Annotated in this window: 17 protein-coding genes and 3 pseudogenes; 12 read left to right on the top strand and 8 right to left on the bottom strand. The window is 60.0% G+C overall.

What is annotated here, in order from left to right:
- The first annotated feature begins 250 nt into the window (after positions 1-250).
- From D3879_RS10160 to D3879_RS26975, 4 genes and pseudogenes are all read left to right on the top strand, one after another.
- Positions 251-1,735, top strand: coding sequence for an aldehyde dehydrogenase family protein (locus D3879_RS10160; protein WP_119954125.1), 1,485 nt, complete (start codon positions 251-253; stop codon positions 1,733-1,735).
- A 682-nt stretch (positions 1,736-2,417) separates the two neighbouring features.
- Positions 2,418-2,753, top strand: a complete 336-nt coding sequence (locus D3879_RS10150) for a transcriptional regulator (protein WP_119954124.1) — start codon at positions 2,418-2,420, stop codon at positions 2,751-2,753.
- A 132-nt stretch (positions 2,754-2,885) separates the two neighbouring features.
- Complete coding sequence (locus tag D3879_RS10145) at positions 2,886-3,248, top strand: histone-like nucleoid-structuring protein, MvaT/MvaU family (RefSeq protein ID WP_119954123.1); 363 nt, start codon at positions 2,886-2,888, stop codon at positions 3,246-3,248.
- Positions 3,249-3,462: 214 nt separating this feature from the next.
- Positions 3,463-3,875: pseudogene (locus D3879_RS26975) on the top strand (catalase family protein); the annotation flags it as partial.
- 27 nt (positions 3,876-3,902) lie between these two features.
- Here D3879_RS26975 and D3879_RS10135 read toward each other — a convergent pair.
- The 5 genes and pseudogenes from D3879_RS10135 to D3879_RS10115 all read right to left on the bottom strand — a co-directional run bounded on the left by D3879_RS10135 (position 3,903) and on the right by D3879_RS10115 (position 9,700).
- A complete protein-coding gene (locus D3879_RS10135) occupies positions 3,903-4,601 on the bottom strand; it encodes a glutathione S-transferase family protein (protein WP_119954122.1) in 699 nt (232 codons plus the stop codon).
- A 414-nt stretch (positions 4,602-5,015) separates the two neighbouring features.
- Positions 5,016-5,387, bottom strand: a complete 372-nt coding sequence (locus D3879_RS10130; protein ID WP_119954121.1) for a RidA family protein — start codon at positions 5,385-5,387, stop codon at positions 5,016-5,018.
- A 61-nt stretch (positions 5,388-5,448) separates the two neighbouring features.
- Entirely contained in the window at positions 5,449-6,999 is a 1,551-nt protein-coding gene (locus D3879_RS10125; protein ID WP_119954120.1) for a BCCT family transporter, read from the bottom strand.
- Positions 7,000-7,258: 259 nt separating this feature from the next.
- Positions 7,259-8,245, bottom strand: a complete 987-nt coding sequence (locus tag D3879_RS10120) for a dipeptidase (protein WP_119954119.1) — start codon at positions 8,243-8,245, stop codon at positions 7,259-7,261.
- Between the two features lie 13 nt (positions 8,246-8,258).
- Positions 8,259-9,700 (bottom strand): annotated as a pseudogene (locus D3879_RS10115) (aldehyde dehydrogenase family protein).
- A 93-nt stretch (positions 9,701-9,793) separates the two neighbouring features.
- Here D3879_RS10115 and D3879_RS10110 point away from each other — a divergent pair.
- The 8 genes from D3879_RS10110 to D3879_RS10080 all read left to right on the top strand — a co-directional run bounded on the left by D3879_RS10110 (position 9,794) and on the right by D3879_RS10080 (position 17,079).
- The gene (locus D3879_RS10110; protein WP_119954118.1) at positions 9,794-10,696 is read left to right on the top strand and encodes a LysR family transcriptional regulator; all 903 of its coding nucleotides are present in this window, start codon (positions 9,794-9,796) and stop codon (positions 10,694-10,696) included.
- A gap of 190 nt (positions 10,697-10,886) precedes the next feature.
- The gene (locus D3879_RS10105; protein WP_119954117.1) at positions 10,887-12,608 is read left to right on the top strand and encodes a hypothetical protein; all 1,722 of its coding nucleotides are present in this window, start codon (positions 10,887-10,889) and stop codon (positions 12,606-12,608) included.
- Positions 12,608-13,357: a DUF3726 domain-containing protein gene (locus D3879_RS10100; RefSeq protein WP_119954116.1), complete on the top strand. Its 750-nt coding sequence runs from the start codon at positions 12,608-12,610 to the stop codon at positions 13,355-13,357. The genes D3879_RS10105 and D3879_RS10100 overlap by 1 nt, the downstream gene beginning before the upstream one ends.
- A 24-nt stretch (positions 13,358-13,381) precedes the next feature.
- A complete protein-coding gene (locus D3879_RS10095; RefSeq protein ID WP_119954115.1) occupies positions 13,382-14,119 on the top strand; it encodes a sulfite exporter TauE/SafE family protein in 738 nt (245 codons plus the stop codon).
- Positions 14,120-14,509: 390 nt separating this feature from the next.
- Positions 14,510-15,169, top strand: coding sequence for a nucleoside triphosphate pyrophosphohydrolase family protein (locus D3879_RS10090; protein ID WP_119954114.1), 660 nt, complete (start codon positions 14,510-14,512; stop codon positions 15,167-15,169).
- Between the two features lie 83 nt (positions 15,170-15,252).
- On the top strand, positions 15,253-15,792 hold the full coding sequence (locus D3879_RS10085) for a hypothetical protein (RefSeq protein WP_119954113.1): 540 nt from the start codon (positions 15,253-15,255) through the stop codon (positions 15,790-15,792).
- 81 nt (positions 15,793-15,873) lie between these two features.
- Complete coding sequence (locus D3879_RS26280; protein WP_147411126.1) at positions 15,874-16,296, top strand: hypothetical protein; 423 nt, start codon at positions 15,874-15,876, stop codon at positions 16,294-16,296.
- Positions 16,297-16,392: 96 nt separating this feature from the next.
- Positions 16,393-17,079, top strand: a complete 687-nt coding sequence (locus tag D3879_RS10080; RefSeq protein WP_119954112.1) for a hypothetical protein — start codon at positions 16,393-16,395, stop codon at positions 17,077-17,079.
- A gap of 501 nt (positions 17,080-17,580) precedes the next feature.
- Here D3879_RS10080 and istB read toward each other — a convergent pair.
- From istB to D3879_RS10060, 3 genes and pseudogenes are all read right to left on the bottom strand, one after another.
- Positions 17,581-18,024 (bottom strand): annotated as a pseudogene (gene istB, locus D3879_RS10070) (IS21-like element ISPre4 family helper ATPase IstB); the annotation flags it as partial.
- Positions 18,025-18,230: 206 nt separating this feature from the next.
- A complete protein-coding gene (locus D3879_RS10065; RefSeq protein WP_238474220.1) occupies positions 18,231-18,671 on the bottom strand; it encodes a hypothetical protein in 441 nt (146 codons plus the stop codon).
- A 165-nt stretch (positions 18,672-18,836) separates the two neighbouring features.
- A complete protein-coding gene (locus D3879_RS10060; RefSeq protein WP_158592074.1) occupies positions 18,837-19,976 on the bottom strand; it encodes an N-acetylmuramoyl-L-alanine amidase in 1,140 nt (379 codons plus the stop codon).
- Between the last annotated feature and the right edge of the window lie 24 nt (positions 19,977-20,000).

Here is a 20,000-nt window from a genome sequence, read left to right as displayed (position 1 = left end):
TTTCCCCCTTGTCAGACTGGCAGTTGCCAGAGCGATTGCTGCCCTGGAGTACCTTGCGAGTGTAGATAGCCGGGCCCGCTGCACTTGATGCGAAGCGACTTTCGCTGACGCTATCGTTGCCGATGCGCGCGCGCCCAGTGTCCGCTCGCAAGTCGTGGCAAAGCGGCAGGGATTTGCCGTTTTTGATCAATAGCGCAAAGCGCGCCTGGCTGATAGTGACTGCATCCAGTGACCTAGCCAGGAGACGCAGATGTCGGACATACCGCTATTTATCGGGGGCCAATGGCAAGCGCCGCAAGAGCCTCTTTACCGAGACGTGATCAACCCGGCTACCGAGGAGGTGCTGGGCCGCGTGGCGGTCGCCGGTCGAGCCGACGCCGAGCGCGCGATCCACGCCGCGCGACGGGCCTTCGATCAGGGGGCGTGGCCATCGATGGCGGTGACCGAGCGCGCCGCGATCCTGCAGAAGATCGCCACGGCGATCGAGGCGGATGGCGAGCATCTGGCCCGTCTGGAAACCCTCAATGCGGGCAAGACACTGAGCGAAAGTCTGGCGGACATGGGCAATGTGGTGGCGACCTTTCGTTATTACGCCGCCTTGCTGGAAATCGAAACGGGCAGCGTCAATTCCCACGCGCCGGCGCACGTCATCAGCCTTAACCAGCGCGAGCCGGTCGGTGTCTGCGCCTTGATCGCGCCCTGGAACTATCCCCTGCTGCAAGCGGTGTGGAAGATCGCACCGGCGTTGGCGGCCGGCAACACCCTGGTGTTCAAACCCAGCAGCCTGACCCCGCTGACCGCCCACCGCCTGGCTGAGCTATTGGCGCAAGTGGGCTTGCCCGCTGGCGTGTTCAACCTGTTGTGCGGCCCAGGTGAGGTCGGTGAACTACTGGCGGCCAGCCCGGCGGTGGATCTGGTATCGCTGACCGGCGGCGCTGGCGCGGGAGGCAAGGTGATGCGCGCGGCCAGCGGCAATTTCAAAAGGGTGGCGCTGGAGCTAGGTGGAAAAAACCCCAATATCGTGTTCGCCGATGCCGACTTTGAAGTGGCGCTGGATCAGGCGCTCAATGCGGTGTTTTTCAATGCTGGGCAAATCTGCTCGGCAGGCTCGCGTCTGCTGGTGGAAGACGCCATCCATGATCGTTTTGTCGAAGCGTTGCAGCAGCGGATCGTCAAGATCCGCCTGGGCGATGGGCTGGATCCCGCGACCCAGATGGGCCCGTTGATTTCGGCCGGCCAGGGCGAGCAAGTGCTGGCAATGATTGCTGGCGCGGTGGGCGAAGGCGCCCGGCTTTTGGCCGGCGGCAAGTCGCCCACCGGCCCAGGCTTCCAGCGCGGCTTCTGGCTCGAACCGACCCTGCTGGGCAATGTCACCGCCGCTATGCGTATTGCTCAGGAGGAAATCTTCGGCCCGGTTATCACCGTCGAACGCTTCAGCGGCGAGGAGCAGGCGCTGCAGTTGGCCAATGACACCCCCTACGGGCTGGCAGCTGGGGTCTGGACCCAGGATCTCGGCAAGGCCTATCGCATGGCACGGCGTCTGCGGGTGGGAACCTTATGGATCAACGACTACAACGCGGCCTTCCCCCAGGCGCCGTGGGGCGGTTACAAGTCCAGCGGCATTGGTCGGGAGCTGTCGCGTGCGGGGCTGGATGAGTTCACCGAACTCAAGCACATCTACCTCAATACCACGCCAGCCGCGTTGCATTGGTTTGGCATAGAGCAAGCAAGCTGATTGGGAGGGGACAGGCGCATCCTTACAGGCTCAATCCGCACAAAAATATAAAGAACAAAAAACCGCCAACTTGCACTTAGTAGCACGCTGCCGACGACAATCCGAAGGAGTCCGTCCCATGAAAGCTTGCACATCATTGCTGTTGACCGCTGCTGGCCAACCACAGCTGGCCAAGTCGCCCCTGTTGCCCTGGTAGCGACAGTCGCAATAGAACTTGACGGACTGCTGTGCGTAGAGGTCCCAAGCGATCTTTTTGGCTTCGTTGAAGGTACGCGGTGGATGGGGCTCCGCTTGGATGGCGGTGACGAGCAAGAGGCAGATCAGGGCGAGCAATCGATGCATTCGTAAGAGTCCTGGTGTGTAACGGCCATCGCTCCACGATGACCTTTTATCCATGGTGTATTGCCAAGCAGGCAGCGCGCTGTAACCTGTATGGGTGTACAGTATTGTTTGGGTGGTCCACCATACCACTCACCATCCTCGGCAGCAGCGAGCGGCTACGGCATTGGGTGTCTGTAAACGAGCTGCACATAACGAGGTTCGGGTCGACTAGCGAAGACAAGACACAGGGGCGCTCTTCACCGCGGACCGGAATGGAGGCGAGCGTACAGGTCGGCTGTCTGGGAAGCGGTGCGCGAGGTAACAACAGTTTCACAGCGCTATTGAATGATGATGGGAACTCATGGTCAATGTCGAGCAATTGAAATACTCGGTAAGTCGTATGCCGATCGAGAAAGTGCGCGCGGCGGCCAGTGAGCTGAGTCTCGACGGTTTGGTAACCGAAGGCAGGACGCCGTTTACCCGTTTGCACTTCAATACGTGCTTTGCAGAAATCGAGGCATTGTTTCGACGCGCCGGTTATCACCGCCCGCTAGATGTGGTGGGTTACCAGGGTTTGATATATGCCCTGTATGACCCGAGCCGCTGGGAGGCAGTACAAGTGCTGAGGTGGCTGAAGGAGTACACGGAAGAGGTAAATTCCCGAGCGCTCCGCGCGGATGTCTCTTCGCTTCGCTAGTCACGAGGAGAGCATCGTATGCGTCGCACTACCTCTGGTGAAAAGCGAATAGTCAAGCTGCTACCTTCAATCTAGTTTGCTAGGATTGGTTAAATCTACAGTCCCCCAGCTATTTCCAAAAGGAGCATTACCTTGTCAAAACTCGCTGAGTTCCGTGCTATCGAAAAGGCCTTGCAGGAGCAGTTGGCCCAGCTTGACGCGTTAAAAAATGACGGGGCACTGAAGAAAGAAATTGAGTTTGAAGGAAAACTGCGAGCCCTCATGGGCTCTTATGGCAAGAGCTTACGGGACATTATCGCCATTCTTGATCCCAAGCGGTCTTCTTACCAGTCAAAGTCCATCAGTGCACCGCAACGCCGTCCACGTGTGGTCAAGGTTTATAAGAATCCTCAAACCGGTGAAGTGGTCGAAACCAAAGGTGGCAATCACCGGGTTCTTAAGGCTTGGAAAGAGCAGTACGGGGCTCTGGCCGTGGAGTCCTGGCTTCAGGCTTGATCCAAACTGGGCCTCAAAGCCCCTTTACAGGTTTTCTGGTAGAGCAAATTATGCCCGAGCTGAGCCGGGCCACGACCGGCTCAGAACGACCCAATATAGGTCAGTCGGGAGTGTCGATGGAAGCCTGTGCGACCCACCCGGCTTGGTCATCAGGCGTACATGTCCTCCTACCGTCGATGATTTAAGGAGCCGACTGCCTAACCCGTGCAAGAACAGCCACCCATCGTTCTTCGTCCGCGACGTGGCCGAGTACAAAAGGAACTCCGCCGCCCAAGCCAGCGGCAAAAAAGTCTTGGCCTTCTTTCCCTGCTGGGACCCACGCACCTGGGAGTTGCGCCACCTGATCATCGCCCTGAAAACGCTGGCCCCGCGCCGGAAGGCCCGGTGGCGACGACTTACAACTCTATCGCCCCATTCAAGCTCGGGCAAAGCAACATCAAATACCGCGTCATCCCGGCCCCGGAAAATTGCCCGAACTACGAGTTACCCAGACAAAACCAGGACTTACCCAACTTCCTACGCAGCGCTCTCTATCAACAACTCTCCATTGACCGTGTTCCGGCCTGTTTTGCCTTGCAAGTACAACGGCAAAACCCACCGCACTACATACCCATTAGCACGTCCGCTGGATTGAGTTGTTGGGTCATTTTTAAATTAGTAAATCCTTTTTTCGCTATTTTTCCCGTATTTCTCCTCATCCAAGAACTGAGATATGTATCCCTGTCTCTTCCACAGCAATTCATGGTAAAGCTCCTTAATTTCTGGAACAGCCGACCGCTGAACCGCATTGAGCGTCAGGAGGCTCTCTTTCCAAGCATTTATTCGTGGGTGCCTCTTCTTATCCAATATTCCGGGCCTTAATTCATCGAGGTACTCCAATCGCTGAAATAGGGGCGCGTAGCTGGAATCAACTAACGAGAATTTACTACCATTAAAAAAGGGGGCGCCACCAATTGCCTTTTCTATTTGATCGAACTTATTCAATAAGTCGTCCAGGACGTTGTTAAAGTCCTCTTCTTTTTCTTTAACGCTCAAATGAAAAGCACTCCACGTGCAGCCGTTACCGAACTCTATCCAGCTCCGATTGTGTGCACGCAAGATGAGATCGCTCGGATGAAGCTTGTTGGGATATGCCTCGTCAATATATTCGTTGATGACTGTCGATTCGAATATGACATGATCCTCCACTAGAAGCAGCGGGACCTTCTTGAGGGGAGATATTTTTAGAAACCATTCCGGAGGGTTGGCCAAATCTATATATTCGATGTCGTATTCAACAGTCTTATATTGCAGCGCGATTGCCGCTCTTTGCACGAATGGGCACAGCTTGAAGCTTATTAATCTGGGTTTCACAGTCTTCTTGTTTCCAAAAAATTAGTTGAGGGCCCAACTATAAATAGACACCAAGTGGTGTGATAACGCTTTCACGGGCTTGGTGGATAACATTCTAGTGTCCCTCTGGTTAATTCGTTTACCTATCGTGGTCTCTCTGTAGGCTGGCGTAGAGCGAAGCGAAACCCAGCGATGCCCCTGTTACCACGCTGGGTTTCACCAAAAAACGGCTCTACCCAGCCTACGCCCGCCGTTTCCCTCACCCCGGTCCCTCGGCTTTGGCATCCTGCACTGCCTTACCTCCTGCAGCCATGCAGTCGTCTCCCGGCGGGAGAAGGGAAACCAGTGCTTCCTCGCTCGCTTTCAAGTTAACGGACTAAGCAAACAGGCCACTAGCCGGGATTGCCGTTCAAGCGTGCAGTGGATACGAGAGGGTCAGGCGGCGGCGTATACCACCAACTCCACCAGCATCTCCTCGCGGGCCAGGCCGGCGATGACCATGGCGGCGCGATTCGGGTAAGGCGCAGCGAAGTATTCGCCATAGACCGCGTTGACCGTGGCCAGGTAGGAGCGGTCGGTCACGTAGATCAGCACCTGGGTCACCGCGTCCATGCCCAGGCCGGCCGCCTCCAGCGTGTGTTTGAGGTTGTCCAGGGTCTGGCGCGTCTGTGCCTCGATGCCGCCGGGTACCACCTGGCCTTGCGCATCGATAGGGATCTGCGCGGTGTACAGGGTGCCGTTGCCGATAACTGCCCATTCCAGTGGGGCTTTAGACGGGAACAACTGGGTTTTGACTGCCTGTTTCATCGACTACTCCGGAGTTAGAAATAAAAAGAGGGAGGCGGCGGGTACCGCGCTCCCTCAAAACCTAGATTTGCTGCTCCACCGCCATGCGCCTGGCGATTCTTAGCGCATCCCAGAGCGACGGCAGGATCAGCAGGGAAACCGGCACGGCGGTGATGACGATGAAAGACTGCAGCGCCGTCACGCCGCCCGCACCAATCGTGATCAGCACCACCGCAGCCAGCCCCATGCCGATTGCCCAGAACGCTCTCAGCCACTTCTTCGGCTTGTCGTTGCCCGACATCGCCATCGCCACGGTGAAAGCCATCGCGTCGCCGTTGGTAGCGACCGAGATGAAGCTCAGGAACAGGAATAGTGCGGAGATCACGCCCCCGAGTGGCAGGCTCTGGGTCACGCCCAGCAGCAGGGCCTCGGGCCCGGCGCCATTGGCGGTGACTATGCCTGGGGTCTGTAGTTCCAGCCCGATGCCGGTGCCGCCGACCACGGTGAACCAGAACATGGTCACGATCGGGGCGATGATCGACAGTGTCAGGATGATTTCGCGGATGGTGCGTCCGCGCGAGATCTTGGCAACGTAGAGCGCCACCATTGGAGCGTAGCCAATGAACCAGCCCCAGTAGAACACCGTCCACCAGTCGAGCCATTTCGGATCGGCGCGGAACAGCGTCATCGGGATGAAGTGTTCGAGGTGCAAGCCGAAAGCCTTCGGGAAACCGCCCAGGATGAAGGCGGTCGGCCCGAGCGCGACCATGAAGACGGCCAGGCCGATCATCAGCCACACGTTGATTTCGCTGACGAAGCGGATGCCCTTGAGCCCCACCAGGCACGAGGTGGTGTACATCACGGTCACCAGGATGATGGTGATGGCCTGGGTGGTGATGTCGTTCGGGATGCCCAAGACGGCATGCAACGCATTGCTGATCTGCAAGCCGAGGAATCCGATCGGACCGATCGTGCCGGCGACCACGGCGATGATCGAGGTGGCATCTGCCAGCGTGCCGATTGGCCCTTTCAGTGCGCGCTGGCCGAGTAGCGGGTAGAGCAGTGTACGCGGAGCCAGAGGCAGGCCCTTGTCGTAATGCAGATGCATCAGCACGATCGCCAGCAGGCTGCCGAGTACCGCCCAGGCCAGGAATCCCCAGTGCACGTAGGATTGGGCGAGCGCCGCATACCCTGCCGCTTCGGTGTGCGGTTGCACCCCGGCGAACAGCGGTGGCGGGCTCGCGAAGTGCATCAGCGGCTCGGCCGCAGCCCAGAAGGCGCCGCCACCGGCGAGCAGGGCGCACATGATGACCGCGATCCAGTTGAACGTACTGGTATCGGGCTTCTGGTCGACGCCGCCCAGGCGCACGCGCCCGCACTTCGTACAGCAGATTCCCAGGCTCACCAGGAAGGTGAGCAGCATTAGAACCTGCCAGTACAGACCGAAGAACTTCGTCGACCAGGCGAACAGCGTGTTCACCAGACCTGACACGCTGTCGATGTCGACCAGGGCCGCCACCAGGAATGCCAGCAGGAAACCGCCGCTGATGATGAACAGCGGCCAGTCGATGCCTTTCAGGGCTGCACAGCTCAGCGGCTCGCTGCCGACTTGTTGGGTAGTGGAGAGTTTCATGACGCCTCCAAGGTATGCGCTCGGGGCTCCGTACTGCCCGTCAGGGCTGCGGAGCGTTTGACGATCGGGATACGAAGCGGGGCAGGCCCGCCTGGTCAGAACGGTGCGGCGTTCGCCGTCGGGCCGCTGCGATCGGCTCGTTGCGCGGGAGGGTGAAATCGCTGGTGGCAGTGCTGCCGGCACAGGCCGTCTCCGGACGAGGAGATGGACGAGGCGTAATTATTATTGTTCATGCTGTCCTCACGGTGGGTATCGGGAGTCAGGCTTGCGGCGCGGTGGAGCTTTCCAGCAGGCGCAGCCAGTTGAGTCCCATGATCTTGCGCACCTCGTCTTCGGCGAAGCCGCGGGTGCGCAGTCCTTGGGCGATGGTCGGGAAATCCCGGCTGTCGCGGAACCATTGCAGGGGCGTTGGCCAGTTGGCGTTGTCCGCCGAGCCTTCGCCGTAGTCCTTGTCCTTGCTCCAGCGGCCGTTGCGCATCCATTCCAGAACTTGCAGCGGTTGTTGCTGGCAGAGGTCGGTGCCGATGCCGATGTGCTCGACGCCCATCAGCTCGGCGGTACGCGCGACCATGTCGCAGAACTCCTCCAGCGTGCAGGCGGAGGCGCCCTTGAGGTGGAAGGGGTAGGTGCTGAAACCGAGCAGCCCGCCGGATTCGGCGATGCCCCGCAGCACCGCATCGGACTTGTTGCGCTTGGCGGCGTGGAAGCTGGACGGGTTGGCATGGGAGACGATCACCGGCCGGCTCGACAGCTCGATGGCTTCCAGGGTGCTGCGTTCGGCGCTGTGGGACATGTCGATGAGCATGCCGACGCGGTTCATCTCGCGGATCACCTGCCGGCCGAAGCGGCTGATGCCGTTGTCTTCGTTCTCATAGCAGCCGCTGGCGAGCAGGCTCTGGTTGTTGTAGGTGAGTTGCATGATGAAGACGCCGAGCTGGCGGAAGATCTCCACCAGATCGATGTCATCTTCGATGGGCGAACAATTTTGGAATCCGAAGAAGATTCCGACCCGTCCCTCCTCGTGAGCGAGACGGATATCCGCGGCGTGGTGCACCGGGCGGATTAGCTCGGGCCAGGCCTCGAAACGGCGGTTCCACTCGCCGATTCGCGACAGGGTTTCCCGGGCATTCTCGTGGTAAGCGATGGTGGCGTGCACCGCGCTCAGTCCACCGGCCTGCATCTGGCGGAAAATTTCCGGGCTCCAGTTGGAGTATTGCAGGCCATCGATCATCAGAAGCTCGTGCATGGCGATCTCCGGTTCAGGGACGCACGTAGGTGGTCTTGACCACCGTGTAGAAGTCGCGGGCGTATTGCCCCTGTTCGCGCGGACCGAAGCTGGAATCCTTGCGACCGCCGAACGGCACGTGGTAATCGGTTCCCGCGGTTGGCAGGTTGACCATCACGCAGCCGGTCTTGGCGCGGCGCTTGAAGTCGCTGGCGTACTTCAGCGACTGGGTGATGATCCCGGCGGTCAGCCCGAAACGGGTGTCGTTGAGGGTGGCCAGGGCTGCTCGTAGTCCGCGACCTTGATCACGCAGGCGATCGGGCCGAACACCTCGTCGCGGTTGATCTGCATGTCGTTGCGGGTGTCGACGAACAACGCCGGGCGCATATAGAAGCCTTCCTGCTCCTCGCTAATACGCTCGCCGCCGCAGGCCAGGCGGGCGCCATCGGCCTGGGCCTGCTGGATGTAGCGCAGATTCTGGTTGAGCTGCTTCTCGTCGATCACCGCGCCGATCTGCACGCCTTCGCGCAGCGGGTGGCCGACCTTGAGTTGGCCGATGCGCTCGATCAGCGCCGCGACGAAGCGGTCATGCACCCCGGCGGTGACGATCAGCCGCGAGGAGGCGGTGCACTTCTGCCCGGTGCCGAAGAAGGCACCGTTCAGCGCGCAGTCCACGGCCAGCTCCAGGTCGGCATCGTCGAGCACCACCAGGGCGTTCTTGCTGCCCATTTCTAGCTGGCAGCGAACAAAATTGACGGCCGTGGCGGCCGCGACCTTGCGCCCGGTGTCGACCGATCCGGTGAAACTCAAGGCGTTGATCTTCGGCGAGTGGATCAGGCGGTCGCCAACGATGGCGCCGCTACCCATCACCAGGTTGAACGTACCGGCCGGCAGCCCCTGGCGGGAGATGATTTCAGTCAGTGCCCAGGCGCTGGCCGGCACTGCGTTGGCCGGTTTGAACACCACCGCATTGCCGAACGCCAGTGCCGGGGCGATCTTCCAGGCTGCGGTAGCCATGGGGAAGTTCCAGGGGGTGATGATGGCGACCACACCCACCGGCTCGCGGCGGATTTCGATCTCCACACCCGGGCGCACCGAATCGGCGGTCTCGCCCATCTGGCGCAGCACTTCGGCAGCGTAGTAATGGAAGAACTGGCCGGAGCGATAAACCTCGCCGATGCCCTCGGCCAGGGTCTTGCCTTCCTCGCGGGCGAGTTGCTCACCCAGTTCGGCCTTGCGCGCAATCAGCTCATCGCCGATGGCCATCAACACCTGGTAGCGCTGTTCGAGCCCACTGCACTCCCAAACCGCCTGAGCCGCGATGGCCGCCTCGATGGCCTGCTCGACCTGCGCGGCATCGGCCTGGGCGAAATGGCCGAGTACGTCCGCGATGTTGGCGGGGCTGACGTTAGCAACGGTGGCAGAGCCAGTTAGCCACTCGCCATTAATATAGTTACGGAAGATATCGCTGGGCATATGCACCTCCTCTCATGCTGTGATCGCATGGTAGGCGGCGCTCCGAATAAACTAAAATTAATAGTAAATATTGTTTGATAAGGAAAACTTACCATGCTGCCTGACCTCAAGATCGTGCAACTACGGCATTTCGTCTGGGTCGCCGAACTGCATGGTTTCCATGCGGCCGCGGAAAGAGCGCACCGAACCCAGCCGGCGATTTCCCTGTCGATCCGCGACCTGGAGAACAAGCTCGGGCAATCCTTGTTCGAGAAGCGCAACGCACGCGTGGCCAGGCCGGAGTTGACGCCTTTCGGGGTGCAGTTCCTAGGCTACGCCAAGGAACTGATCGCGCACCACGATCGAGTGGTCAAGGATATGAACCTGATCGCCCAGCACAAGTCCGGGCACCTGCGTATCGCCTCGGTGCCCTCGATCGCCAGCCGCCTGCTGCCGGACATCCTCACCCGCTTCATCGGCGATGCGACGGACCTGCATGTGAGCCTGTTCGACGACAACTCCGAAGCGGTGCTGGCGATGGTGGAGAGCCAGCAGGTGGACTTCGGTATCGCCAGCCTCTGGGAGGCGGGAAGCGACATCCAGTTCATCCCGATCTGGGAAGACAGCGTCGGCGTGGTCTGCCGGTGCGACCACCCATTGGCTGAGGAGCCGCAATTGGGCTGGCGCCAGCTGCGTGGCGAGCGGCTGATCGCCAATGGCACCTCGCGCCTGCTGGCCGGCAGCGAGGCAGAGGAATTGGTGGCCGACTCGCAATTCTATATGTCCAACATGATCTCCCTGCTGGCCATGCTCGAGGCCGGGATGGGCATCACCACCCTGCCGCGTTTCGCCTTTCCGCCGGAACACGGCCAGCTGCGCTTCATTCCGCTGAGCGACCCGCTGGTGACCCGCGACATCGGCATCGTGCGTCAGGCCAACCGCTCGTTACCCGTGGCGGCGCAGGCCTTGTTCGAGTTCATCCTGCGCGACAATGAACTAGAGCCGGACGATTGGTGAAAACAGCCATTATCTGATTAAGAAGACCATATAGATAAGTTTCACTTATCAGCTGATAGGGCGATCTGAATTGCCCCGCAGGCGCCCGTGGACCACCATCGGCGGCAGACAACAACAATCCTCCGCATCCCTCTTGGCCCTTAACAGGCCGTATTGCCGGTTGCGGTGTCCGCCAGTTGAGGGCCAGCGTATGAACACCCCTTCAAGCATCGATCCCGGCATGCGCGGGGCACAGGCGATCCGCATGCGTCCGGCCCATGTAGTCATGGACCTGGAACGCCTCGGCAGTCTGCATCAGAGCCGCCTAAGCTTCATGCGCAGCCTGGTGCGCAAGATCATGCGCGAGGGTTGGCAGATCAAGGCGCGGCGTTTCGAGCTGGATGCCGAGGGCTACGGCACGGTGGTCTACCGCGTTCAAACGACCGGCGATCTCTTCAGTTTCGTGCTGTTTTCCCAGTACCTGGACCCGGAAAAGCGCAACGACCGGGTGATCGCCAGCGAGTGGGACCTGACCATGGCGCTGTGCGAAGGTGAGGTGGACGACGACTATGTCGAATACTTGCGGCGCAACGTGCCGCTGCAGGAAGCCGGGCGCCTCGACTCGCGGGTGATGGTGCTGTCGCGGGCCAATCGCAGCGTGCGCAACTTCGACAGCGTGGTGGCGGCCCTGAGCGCCGGCCAGCAGCCGGCGGTGGAGCAGATCGCCCGGGTCGGCTACCTCTACCGCACCACCGCGGTCTATGGCAGTGGCAAGCTGGGCATGGCCGACTGGGAGAAGGTCAGCGGCAAGCACCCGGACTTCGCCCGACCCTTCGCCGCCGAGATGTTCAACTGTTTCATGCTGCGCAACTTCAGCCTGCAGCAGGCCGAATACATTGCCCGGCAGCGCGCGCCGGAAACCGCGGTGCCGTTGCAGCCGGCGCTCAAGCGCTACTTCGGCATCGGCAACTCCACGGGCCTCGGTATGGCGCCCTACCTGATCAATCACCCGCAGCTGATCAGCCGCTGGATCGAGATGCGCGAGCTGGCCCTGGCACGGGTACGCGGCCTAGGTCAGGTGACGGCCGAGCGTCTGGCGCGCCTGCATGCACTGGTCGCCCGTGGCATTCGTCATATCGAGGAAACCGTCACCGAAGACGGCTGGCAGACCGGCAATAACCGCGTGGTGCTGGAGGACTTCGCCGCATTGCAGGATTGGCTGGGCGGCCATCACCTGGACAACTGGGCACAACTGCTGGCCTGGGCCGAGCGACAGCTCAGCCTGCAAGGCCAGGAACTGCTCAACTGCATCCTGCTGGAACTCTATCCGGAGCTGGTGGACGCCCTGGAAGACCGCTTCGCCCTGGTCGAGTCGCTGGAGTTGCAACCGGAGATGGCGGCCAGTCAACTGCGCGCGCTGATCGAGCAGCATTACGCCTGGGCGCTGGCCATCGACTTCGACACGGACGGTGCCACCGAGACCTTCTGGTACCGCTCCGAGGAGAAGCAGGAGCCGCGCCTGGGCAACTGCAATCTGGAAACTGGCCGCGACAAGCAGATGCCGCTGGGTATCGGCTACCTGGTGCAGCAGTGCTATCGCCAGCTCTGTGTCTACCTGGACGAAAACCCGCAACAGTGCACCGCCAGCTTCCTCCTGCGCCACCCCGATCAACGTGGCATCGTCCGGCGCATCCAGAGCATAGCCAAGACCCACTACGGCGAGATCCAGGCCAACCTGCTGGATCGCCAGGTGCTGCCGATGCACCTGCTGCGCTGCAAGCTGGCCTTCTTCGGCGTGAGCAAGTTCGATCCGCGCTCGCGCCTGTGGGTGCGCAACACCATGTTCCAGGGCGCGCCGCTGCTGGAGGATATCGGCCAGCCGTTCGAGGACGACTGGTTCCTGCCACTGGCCCCGTCCCTGGAGACCCGCTGATGTTGATCTCGTCGAATGAATTGACCGCCCTGCTCAAGCGGGTGTTCGAGGGCATGGGTTATCCCATCGGCTACTACGAGGATGCCGCCGCCCTGGTCAAGTGGCTGCAGGTGCATGGCGAACAGGGGTTTGCCGAACTGCAGCGCTCGCTGCCCTATGTCGCCGACAGCCAGCGCCCGCCACTGGAGCTGCTCGCCGAGGAGAGTCAGGCGCTGCTGTTCGACTGTCACGGGCGCAGTGGCCTGAACTGCCTGCCGACCATAGTCGAGCTGGCCCAGACCAAAGTGCTGGAGCAGGGCTGCGTCAATGTCAAGGTGCGCAACTGCCACAACCGTAAGTTCATCCTCAAGCTGCTGGTCGACAGCGCCCGCCACGGCATCAGCGTGCTGGCCTACTGGCAGAATGGCAAACAGCCGGCCAGCGAGCATGTCGCCAGCATCGCGGCGGGGGCGAGCTACCCTAGTTACAGCGAAGCCCTGCTGGCGGACTCGGGGACGGCGGCGGATAGCCAGACCCTGACTCTGATGTTCAGCACCCGCATCGACCTGCAGGGTCAGTTGCACGGCGCAGGAGCCAAGCGCTCGGGCTATCGGCAGGTCATTCCGGAGCAGTTCGCCCGTGCGGGCGAGGGGGCCCTGGAGGGCGGCATGGATATCTCGAACGAGCTGTGGCAGAGCCTCAACCACCTGGCCGAGGCGGTACTGGTGGAAAACTCCGAGCACTCGCGCAGCGGCGCCGGCGGGCGCTGAAGCGCTAGTCGCTGGCAAGCACTCATGGGCTACAGCGGCATCGAATGCCTGGCACTGCTGATCGTGCTGTTCGGCAGCCTGGTGCAAGGGCTGCTGGGCATCGGCTTCGCCCTGCTGGCGGCGCCCCTGCTGTATCTGCTCGAGCCGCGCTATGTGCCGGGGCCGGTGTTGTTGCTGGGTTTTCTCCTGGCCCTCTGCATGCGGTTCGGCAATCGCCAGCCGCTGGCCTGGCGCCGGCCCATGCCGGCGATCCTGGCACGGCTGCCCGGCGCCTGGTGCGGGGGGCTGCTGCTGGCCTGGCTGTCCTCGGCCTGGCTCGGCCTGCTGCTGGGCTGTTCCGTGCTGCTGGCGACGATCTTCAGCTACCGCTGGCTGGAGGTGCGCTGCACTCCGCAAAACCTGGCCATCGCTGGCTTCTGCTCGGGGCTCATGGGCACCGCGACCTCGGTGGGAGGCCCGCCCATGGCGCTGGTCTATCAGGGGTGCAGCCGAGTAAACACCCGCGATGAGTTGGCGGCCTTCTTTCTACTGACCACCCCCGTCTCCTTGCTGTTCCTGCTCTACCAGGGGCGCATGCCACTCGACTACCTGAGCGCGACGTTCAAGTTGGCTCCCGGGGTAGTCGCCGGCTATGGCTTGGCGCGATGCCTGGAGGGACGCATCGACAAGCGCAGCCCGCGACAATTGTTGCTGCTGCTCTCCTTGCTTGCTGCTGGAGGGCTTTTAACGGTCAGCCTATGGAGACTATGGGCTAAGACCTAAATCTTTGCTTCATTGACTCATCTTCGAGTTGAGCCGTGAATCGCCCCTATTTTGTAGAAGCTATTGAGTATCGGGTCGAAAGCGGCCTTTCGCGAATGACCGCAACCGACCCAAAGCTGCCACTCTCGACTGGTTGAATCCACAGCTGAAAGCAGACATTCACGACTGGCAGCTATCGGCCAGGAGCGGACGGTGGACACAGTGATGGCAAATAGGTAGCGTCACCGATGCTGCTTTCGTGTTTCTCTCTAGGCGATGTCGCGTTTGCCGCGACCACCTCTAAGCTAGACAAGGACTTACAGGACGACAAGGAACGTGATCCGACACGCCATCACGACAAGAAACGCGACATGGCATGTCGCCTAATAGTAGTTAGGAATCACACCCGACATGACACGCAAGTTCATTCAGCCAGAGAAAGGTGCAATCGCCCCAACCATCCGCGACCTATGGGATGCTGCCCGCGAAAAGCTGGGCGAAGCAGAAACAGCCCTTGCGGAGATGAACGCTGCTCGTGATCGAGTCTCTTACGAGGCAGCTTGGAGCCAGTTTGTTGACTCCATTGAAGAGTTCTGGTGCCGCTTCTTCGACGAGGGAAAGACAGCTTTCACCAACTTCCAGCCCTGGGCCGGGGCGATTGATCAAGAGCGCAAGGACGATGAAACGCTCCAGTATTTCTATCAAGCCAGGCACCAAAGCCAGCACGGGCGAATCCCAATGGCGTGGGAGGAACCTCAATTGATAATTGGCCGTGGATTTGCTGGACGAATGTATGGGCTTCGGATTCACCCTGACGGAAGCTATGAACCCCAAGCTGAGCCAAATAATCCCGCTGGACAATCGCTTTTGGTAGAACATGCCCCCGGGAAACCGGTCCTGCCAACGATTGAGAACAAGCGCCACAAGCAGAATTTTCCTGCACCTTCGACGCACAGTGGCAATCCAATTGCCGACCGATCGCCAAATGCTGTAGCCCGATTGGTTCTCGACTACTACGAGCGCGTAATGAATCAGGCCGTCACCAAGTTCGTGGGCGAAAGTGATGCCTAACAAGTCATTCGAGTGGGACGTCTTTGGCTGCGCCAAAGCCGCCCCTCAATTCCAACGTTAGGCGTCTCAACGAGGAGCGCGTTATGACTGACGATCTACTGAAGCTCGCCGTCGGGTTCATGCTTACAACCTTGTGCGGCGGCTTGCTCGGCTTTGCCTTTCAGCGTCGTCATGCTCGATACCAGTGGTTGCGGACTCGGTGGGAGAAGGAGCTTTCAGAAGCACAGGCTGTATTTGAGGAAGTCAGTCGGATTCTTGACCGTCGCTTGTATCGGACGCGGCGGCTGCTTTGGTCGCTTGACCGTGGACAAGACCTTATAGAGGACAGACTATCCGACTACCGAGCCGTCGTCTTCGAGTGGAACGACAATGTTAATCGCATCTTGGCACTGCTTGCCATCCACTTCAGCGCCGAACTCCGCGATGCCATCGACAACGAGATTGGTGCAGAGTACGTCGCAATCGGCCGCATTCTGGAGCAGACCATCCGAGGCACATCTGAAGCTAATGCCGAGGAGCTAGAACAGCGGCTCGATCGACTCGCAGGCAGCGTCTACGACTTCAATCTTCATCTTCTGAAAGAGATCAAGGCGAGGCGAAATGCACTCAAAGAAGACGCCTAACTCTTCCATCGAGAGGACGTCGCCCGGCAAGCCGGGCGCCGCCTCTCATGTCAAACGTTAGGCGAATGTGGAATATTCACCATGAGAAGAATAATCCTTGCACTGACAGCATCAATAATCTCAATAAATGCATCTGCAGAAATATCGCCAACCATGTCATGCACTTTTGAGTCTTTTATCGGCATCTCACATGCGGAACCTGAAAACTCAAGAAAATCGCCTATCCATCAAGGCATGCGCATAGTTCAGGGAAAGACAGATAGCAATACACTGAAGCTTGATGGCGCCAAGAGAGCAACAAATAGCAATATCTGGCAGGCCGCCACCCCAGCGGGCTGGGAAACCTTAGAGAGCACCTATATCGGTGACTTTAATGAAATTTTAAGCCTGTCCCATGAGCTCGGTGCAAATAAGAGGCCGCTACGTGGGCCCTATAAAGCCTCGCTTACAACTACCGGGGTGGAATCAACATCGATAATGCTAGGCAATTGTCTTGTTGAGTAAGCCAGAATCGCCTAACAAGGTTCGCTCCACTTCGTTCCGCCCGACGTCTCAGGCTGCGTCTGAGCCGCGGCCTTAACTCCAACGTTAGGCGTCATTATGAAGAACTTTCTTCTCGCTGCAGCGAAACTCGCCACAGGCCTCTTCCTTGCAGGTTTGGCCCTCGCGATCACGATCGCGCTTTACTCTTGGGCAACCGATAGCTACGAGAGTAGCCAGGCCAAGCAGTACGAGACCATCAAGGAGTGGTCAGCAGACCTCACCGCGAATCTCGGCTTGCAACTTCAGGCCAAGACAAAGTTAGTGTCCAGGAAGCTCTTGCTATCCGTAGATGTCGTCGGATATCCCGCCTATCTATCGGACCCTCGCTTAGCCGAACGAAACCAGAAGGCACAACTCATCGTCCACTTCGTCGACCTGGATGGTTTCAGAGTCTTCAGCAAACCAATCGTGCTTTCCGAATTTAGTGGCATCGTAGGCGCAAAGGGCGAGAAAATTGGCCTTCGAACTCAACTGCAAGAATATGTCTCAATTGAGGACTACAAGAGGTTTCAGCGTCTTCAGGTCGAATGGACCCTGGAAACCAAGGTCCCGCCAGATCTTGCGCCCGACGTAAAGGAAGAACAGAGCCGTCTTGATCACTGCGCTCCCAGCATCTCGCGCGCAGAACGGCTCAAGCGCCTGTCAAGGCACGGAGAGTTACGGGAAACGGCCTCCGGCTCTTACTCTGCAGGCGGTCGGTCCGTGCACTTCTTCTACGATGGAACACTACTGAATTGCCGATAACGAGCTTCTTGCGCTGGCCCGAGACGGCGGCCTCAAGGAGCAAGTGCAACACCTGATGTAAGGTGTTGCACTTGGAACCTGAGGCCGCCTAGTGCGGTATTCATCGTCAGTGTCCGGCTTGGCTTCTCAGCCTAACAATCAAGCCGTTCGCTTCGCTCACTCGGGACGGGCTAAAGCCCGCCCCTTAACCAAACGTTATGAATGTCTGCAAAGCGTCGATTGCAGCCTGTCACCAAGGGGCGCTATCGCCAAGAATCGTCCACACGACGAATAAATGCAGGCAAGATCGAAGCCCTATCGCGCTTAACGTCGTGATCGCACACGTGGTCAGCAACGCTCCGAAAACAGTTCTACTCCTTTTTTTTTTCCGGTGTTCTTTTGTTTTTTAGACAGAACGTTGCGGATTCCACGCCATCCGGCCGCCCAGTCCACGCACATCCGGCCACCTGTTCCACGCTCATCCGGCCGGCAGTCGGAGCGCAGCGACGCAGGTTCGCATTGTTAGTCTGAAGTATCCGCTGTCGTCAATTTCGTCGAGCGCCTGCGCATCGATTCACCCTTGAGTTCGATGCGGTAAGCGTTGTGCACCAGCCGGTCGAGGATCGCATCGCCCAAGGTCGGATCACCGATCAGTGCATGCCATTTGTCCACCGGCATCTGGCTGGTGACCAGCGTCGAGCGGTGACCGTATCGGTCGTCCAGCAGCTCCAGCATGTCGCGCCGTTGCTGAGCGGTAAACGGCGCCAAGCCCCAGTCGTCAAGGATCAGCAGATCGGTCTTGGCATAACCGGCCATCAGTTTGGCGAAGCGGCCGTCACCGTGGGCCAGGCCCAGCTCCTCCATCAAGCGCGGCAGGCGCAGGTAGCGCACGCTGTAGCCGTCCCGGCAGGCCTTGTGCGCCAGTGCGCAGGCCAACCAGGTTTTGCCTACGCCGGTCGGGCCGCCGTTGTCGTTTCAGGTCGGGGTTACTGCGGGGTTACACCCGCTGCCTATCAAGACGTTATTCCGCCAACGCTGGGCGTCCCAGTCCGGCCAGAAGGGGACAAGTGTGGGTCGCTAGGGAACCAGGGACTCACCGTGATCTAGCAAGGGGCCAAAAAAAACACGGGACGGGCCAATGTCCTGCGCAACCGCCAAGTAGAACGCTGCCTTTACTTCTTCCGATCCGGGGTGGATTCGAGTATCACGCGCCCATCCGCCGCCGGCAGTGGAGAAACCTCGAGGGGGACGCCGCTGTCCGCTTCCTCCAGCGTTCCAGCTTCCAGGCAGACATGGTTGGAGCCTTGACGGATGATCATGTCGACTGCCTCCTGCATGACCCTGTAGGAGATTGACATATCCTCGTAGGCGAACCTTATCCGGTGTTTTTCCCGCTGTTCGATGGCTTGGGCGATGCCAGGTTGCGAGGAATGGTTGACTTCCATTCCTTCTGGAAACGGCAGATAGTCCTCTCGCTGGGCCGGCCAGAGGAGCTTGCCGCAATAGAGGTAACTGTCCTTCGCATCGACTCCGCTGCTATGGCAGGCGCCGAGCGTAAATCCATAGGCGATCATCAGGGCACGGGCGAGCTTGTCGATGATGTGGCCCTCCAATGGTGCAGATTACGGCTCGCGTGGCGGAGCTGAAGCCTGTGCCTCCTGCCCACCTGCCCACCTGCGAGACAAGCATGGCGCAGTGTGCTGGAAGCTGCCCGGTCCATCCCCCGAGGGCGAAGCGAGCTTGCCGGCCATGGTGCCCGTTTCGCAGGGGCGTCCTCCTTACACTTGCGACAGCAGGGCGTCGGCCAGGGCGTCGGCAATCTGCTGGCGGTTCTGGGCGGTTTTCTCGGCCATGGTCGCCTGCGGCGGATTCAGGCGGAGCAGGGCATCGACTGCCGGCACATCCATGAACTCGAGCTCGACCAGGCAGGCGCGGCAGGGCTGGGATGATGTGGTATTGCCAAGCGCGATGTCATTGAGGACACCCAGACTCTGCTCCTTTACGCCCCGGCGATGCGTCGGCAAATCCAGGGTGGTCGGGTCAATCCTGTGCATGGCGGCGACCACCTTGTCGTGGATCGCCTGCGCGAAGGCGCGATCCGCCGCCTTGTTGATATTGACCTTGCCGATCAGCGCTTCCACGCCACGCACCTGCTTGTCGAAACCGTTCAGGTGAATGCTCAGGAAGAGCTTCGCGCCCTTGCTCTTGGCGACGTTGGCGCGGGCGTTCAGGCCGAGGTTGACGTCCGTTTCCCGTGTCAGCACCACCTTGACGTTCTTGCCGCTTGCCAGCGCCTTGGCCAGCACGGCGGCCCGGGTGCGTTTGGCAAAGTCCAGCGTCCAGTTCTTTTCCTGTTCGCTGGACGGCGAGATGGCGTTGTTCGGGCTACTGCCGCCGGTTCTCGCCACCCCGCCATGGCCGGGATCGATGACGATCACGACGGGTGCCCCGGCGACCTCGGGCGGTTGCGGTTGGGCGACGGCGAGCGCCGCATCCAGGCGCTGCGTCGCCTCACCGACCAAGGCCAGGACCTGATTCACGTAGGCATCGCCAGCCGGGTTGTAGATGGGGCCGATGAATCGCATGAAGGCCTGCGGACTCTCGGCGGCGCGTTCCTCCCAGCCCTTGTAGGGGGAGCGGGAAAGGAACTTCCAGTAACCGAGGATGAAGGCATCGAGGCTGGCGAACTTGCAGTAGAAGTCCAGTCCGTCGTGGGCTTCGTGTTCAACCGGCGTGGCGAATCCGACCATCTCGGAGCGCCATTTCAGGCCCCCGAAGTTCAGGTGCTGGGTCGCCAGGGGGGACGCTCCGCGACCGGACTCGAGTATCCATTGTGCGAGCGTCACCGGCTTAAGCGCCGGGAAGGCAATGTTCAAGGTCTTGTATCGGCTTACGAGATCATCAAACAAGCTGGACATGTTGCACCTCCTTTTACCCAATGA

Origin of the sequence: Pseudomonas cavernicola, assembly GCF_003596405.1 — a bacterium.
GTDB lineage: Bacteria > Pseudomonadota > Gammaproteobacteria > Pseudomonadales > Pseudomonadaceae > Aquipseudomonas > Aquipseudomonas cavernicola.
This window is presented reverse-complemented; position numbering and strand designations above follow the sequence as displayed.

What these genes read in the sequence shown, in the direction of transcription:
- D3879_RS10120 (WP_119954119.1), bottom strand. Translation starts at nt 8,245, where the DNA reads ATGCACGAGCTTCTGATGATCGATGGCCTGCAATACTCCAACTGGAGC.
- D3879_RS10090 (WP_119954114.1), top strand. Translation starts at nt 14,510, where the DNA reads ATGACACGCAAGTTCATTCAGCCAGAGAAAGGTGCAATCGCCCCAACC.
- D3879_RS10110 (WP_119954118.1), top strand. Translation starts at nt 9,794, where the DNA reads ATGCTGCCTGACCTCAAGATCGTGCAACTACGGCATTTCGTCTGGGTC.
- D3879_RS10100 (WP_119954116.1), top strand. Translation starts at nt 12,608, where the DNA reads ATGTTGATCTCGTCGAATGAATTGACCGCCCTGCTCAAGCGGGTGTTC.
- D3879_RS10085 (WP_119954113.1), top strand. Translation starts at nt 15,253, where the DNA reads ATGACTGACGATCTACTGAAGCTCGCCGTCGGGTTCATGCTTACAACC.
- D3879_RS10160 (WP_119954125.1), top strand. Translation starts at nt 251, where the DNA reads ATGTCGGACATACCGCTATTTATCGGGGGCCAATGGCAAGCGCCGCAA.
- D3879_RS10095 (WP_119954115.1), top strand. Translation starts at nt 13,382, where the DNA reads ATGGGCTACAGCGGCATCGAATGCCTGGCACTGCTGATCGTGCTGTTC.
- D3879_RS10130 (WP_119954121.1), bottom strand. Translation starts at nt 5,387, where the DNA reads ATGAAACAGGCAGTCAAAACCCAGTTGTTCCCGTCTAAAGCCCCACTG.
- D3879_RS10125 (WP_119954120.1), bottom strand. Translation starts at nt 6,999, where the DNA reads ATGAAACTCTCCACTACCCAACAAGTCGGCAGCGAGCCGCTGAGCTGT.
- D3879_RS10080 (WP_119954112.1), top strand. Translation starts at nt 16,393, where the DNA reads ATGAAGAACTTTCTTCTCGCTGCAGCGAAACTCGCCACAGGCCTCTTC.
- D3879_RS10150 (WP_119954124.1), top strand. Translation starts at nt 2,418, where the DNA reads ATGGTCAATGTCGAGCAATTGAAATACTCGGTAAGTCGTATGCCGATC.
- D3879_RS10105 (WP_119954117.1), top strand. Translation starts at nt 10,887, where the DNA reads ATGAACACCCCTTCAAGCATCGATCCCGGCATGCGCGGGGCACAGGCG.
- D3879_RS10060 (WP_158592074.1), bottom strand. Translation starts at nt 19,976, where the DNA reads ATGTCCAGCTTGTTTGATGATCTCGTAAGCCGATACAAGACCTTGAAC.
- D3879_RS26280 (WP_147411126.1), top strand. Translation starts at nt 15,874, where the DNA reads ATGAGAAGAATAATCCTTGCACTGACAGCATCAATAATCTCAATAAAT.